The 1,667-nt window shown below is 59.1% G+C and carries 3 protein-coding genes; all 3 read left to right on the top strand.

The features are described 5' to 3' along the window. Positions 1–375 (top strand): aldehyde dehydrogenase family protein (locus B3P58_RS01460; RefSeq protein ID WP_286715550.1); only part of this gene is annotated, 375 nt, incomplete at its 5' end. A gap of 11 nt (positions 376–386) precedes the next feature. Beyond that, positions 387–920, top strand: coding sequence for a twin-arginine translocation signal domain-containing protein (locus tag B3P58_RS01455; RefSeq protein WP_145467603.1), 534 nt, complete (start codon positions 387–389; stop codon positions 918–920). Between the two features lie 27 nt (positions 921–947). After that, positions 948–1,667 (top strand): GMC family oxidoreductase N-terminal domain-containing protein (locus B3P58_RS01450; RefSeq protein WP_286715547.1); only part of this gene is annotated, 720 nt, incomplete at its 3' end.

The following is a 1,667-nucleotide window of genomic DNA, read 5'->3' as shown; positions in this document are numbered from 1 at the left end:
CTGTTTGGCCCGGTGATGCCGGTGGTGCCTTACCGCTCGCTGGACGATGCCATCGACTACGTTAACGACCGCGACCGCCCGCTGGCGCTGTACTTCTTCAGCTACGACAAAACACAGCAGAAGAAAGTGCTGGAGCGCACCCACGCCGGTGGTGTCACCATCAACGATACGCTGATGCACATCGCGCAGGATGATATGCCATTCGGTGGTGTCGGCCCGTCCGGAATGGGTCATTACCACGGCAAAGAAGGTTTTATCGCCCTGTCGAAAGCCAAAGCGGTACACCGTAAAGGCCGCTTCAACAGCGGACAGTTTATCTACCCACCGTACGGCGGCGCGATTCAGGGCCTGATCCGCAAGCTGTTTATCCGCTGAGGAGGCGTTTTATGTTCAACACCTCCCGTCGTGGATTTTTACAACTCAGTGCCAGCTCCGCTGCGGCACTGACCGTGGGCGCCTCGCTGGCCGGTCTGACCGGCTGCAGCAAGGTGCCTGCCGCCGAAGGCTACAAGCTGTTGCGCGCCGGCGATATCGAATTTCTCAGCGCGCTGGCGCCGGTGATTCTGAATAAAAGCTATCCCGGCACACTGGCCGCCGACGCTCCGGTGCGCCTGACCAAAGCGCTGGATACCCTGATCGGCACCCTCGAAGACTATTCCAGAAGCCAGCTGATACAGCTGCTGGACGTCATGCAGGTTGCTCCGATCCGTGCCGCCATGGGCGCACAATGGGGCAGCTGGAGTGAGGCCAGCGCCGGGCAGATTGAAGCCTTTTTACAGGATTGGAAAACCAGCAGCATCCAGCTGAAGCGCATGGGCTATGGCTCGCTGTGTAAGCTTCTGACCATGTGCTGGTACTCTCAGCCAGAGACCTTTGTCAGCAGCGGCTACCCGGGCGCGCCAAAGAAAATCCCGGCCTGATAACACAGAATAAAAAGAGACAAGGCAATGCAGAATAATAATCAACGCCAGCCCGATATCCCGGTGGTTGCCGGTATTCCCGATCCCATTCTTGACGGTATCGCCAACGGCTGGAACGTACGTGAATCGACCGAAGTGGCTGACGGCAGCGTCATCGAAGCCGACGTCATCATTATCGGTACCGGCGCCGGTGGCGGCACCACCGCAGAGATTCTGGCCAGGGACGGACTGAAAGTGCTGATGCTGGAAGAAGGCCCGCTGAAAAGCACCAACGATTTCCGCATGGACGAGCGTGAAGCCTACCGCGACCTGTATCAGGAAAGCGCCGGACGCATGAGCAAAGACGGCGCGATGTCGATCCTGCAGGGTCGCTGCGTTGGCGGCACCACCGTGATCAACTGGACCTCCAGCTTCCGCACCCCGGAACCGACCCTCGACTACTGGCAGCAGGAGTTTGGCGTTGAAGGTTTCAGCCGCGCTGAAATGGACCCCTGGTTCGAGAAGATGGAACAGCGCCTGAACGTTGCTCCGTGGCAGGTACCGCCGAATGAAAACAACTCGGTACTGGCCCGCGGCGCCACTCAGCTGGGTATCGACTGGCATGTAATTCCGCGTAACGTATCCGGCTGCTGGAACCTCGGTTACTGCGGTACCGGCTGTCCGACCAACGCCAAGCAATCCATGCTGGTAACCACTATTCCAGCAGCGCTGGATAACCATTCGGAGCTGGTGTACAGCGCCCGTGCC

Origin of the sequence: Thalassolituus sp. UBA2009 (assembly GCF_002335285.1) — a bacterium.
Lineage (GTDB): Bacteria > Pseudomonadota > Gammaproteobacteria > Pseudomonadales > Oceanobacteraceae > Venatoribacter > Venatoribacter alkanivorans.
Note: the sequence above shows the minus strand (reverse complement) of the source record. Positions and strands in the feature narration are given on the sequence as shown.

Coding starts and splice junctions, on each gene's coding strand:
- B3P58_RS01455 (WP_145467603.1), top strand. CDS start 387: ATGTTCAACACCTCCCGTCGTGGATTTTTACAACTCAGTGCCAGCTCC.